Here is a 1016-nt window from a genome sequence, read left to right as displayed (position 1 = left end):
TAATAAAATTAAATGATAGAATTTCAAGAAGGGTATCATACTTATTATGTTTATATTTTAACAAATAAAGCTAAAACCGTTTTATATACAGGTGTTACAAATAATTTGAAAATCAGGCTTCAACAGCATAAAGATTCCTTAAATCCAAACTCATTTACAGCCAAATATAACGTTCATTTTTTGTTATATTTCGAAAAGTTTACTTGGATACAAATGGCTATAGCCAAAGAAAAAGAAATTAAAGGATGGAAAAAAGACAAGAAGATCATACTGATAAAAACAATCAATCCCGAGTTAAATTTTCTTCATAACTTGTTTGAAGAATAAAATGGAGATGCTTCGTTCCTCAGCAAGACAAATACAAGGAGTGAACTTAAAGCCTGTTTATCTGAAGTGATTTTTTTAAAATTTCAAAAGCTATTTTGTAACATTTCCTTACATTTAACAACTAATTACAAAACCAAACCACAATTATCATGATTCTAAAATTTCTTTATCTCGAATGGAAGGCTTTTACCCGGTCGGCTTCGTTTGGAACTAATTTGGCACTGAAAATTATTTTGGGTTTTGTATCCGTTTTGTACACAGGTATTTTTTTAATGGCTGGAATTGGTGCATTTTACGGATTACAACAAATGCATCTCGATCCGTTGCAGGAAGTAAACAAATATTTGATTTATTATTTTTTATTGGATTTGGGCATTCGATTATTGTTGCAAAAAATCCCTGTGATGAATATTCGACCGTTGTTGTCCTTACCTTTTACAAGACCTACAATTGTTAACTTTTCGATAGGAAAAACGATGTTGTCTTTTTTCAATTTTCTACACGTTTTTTTCTTTTTGCCTTTTTCGATTGTTTTATTAGTCGAAGGTTACGATGTTTTGAGTGTGATGCTGTGGCATTTGGCAATGGCTGCCTTGGTTTATAGCAATAATTTCCTGAATATTATATTGACCAACAAAGACAATGTGTTTACCATTTTCTTAGCCGCCGTGGTGATTATAGCGGGTTTT

The 1016-nt window shown here is 31.1% G+C and carries 2 protein-coding genes; both read left to right on the top strand.

Going from position 1 to position 1016, the window contains the following annotated elements; translation table 11 throughout:
• The first annotated feature begins 12 nt into the window (after positions 1-12).
• Positions 13-327, top strand: coding sequence for a GIY-YIG nuclease family protein (locus EKL98_RS17415; RefSeq protein WP_126563272.1), 315 nt, complete (start codon positions 13-15; stop codon positions 325-327).
• 149 nt (positions 328-476) lie between these two features.
• On the top strand, positions 477-1016 hold a 540-nt coding region (locus tag EKL98_RS17410), incomplete at its 3' end, for a DUF5687 family protein (RefSeq protein WP_233589525.1).

The sequence above is a fragment of the Flavobacterium bomense genome (genome assembly GCF_003970355.1).
The sequence above is the reverse complement of the archived record's forward strand: the minus strand, read 5'-3'. Positions and strand labels throughout refer to the sequence as shown.

What these genes read in the sequence shown, in the direction of transcription:
- EKL98_RS17415 (WP_126563272.1), top strand. Translation starts at nt 13, where the DNA reads ATGATAGAATTTCAAGAAGGGTATCATACTTATTATGTTTATATTTTA.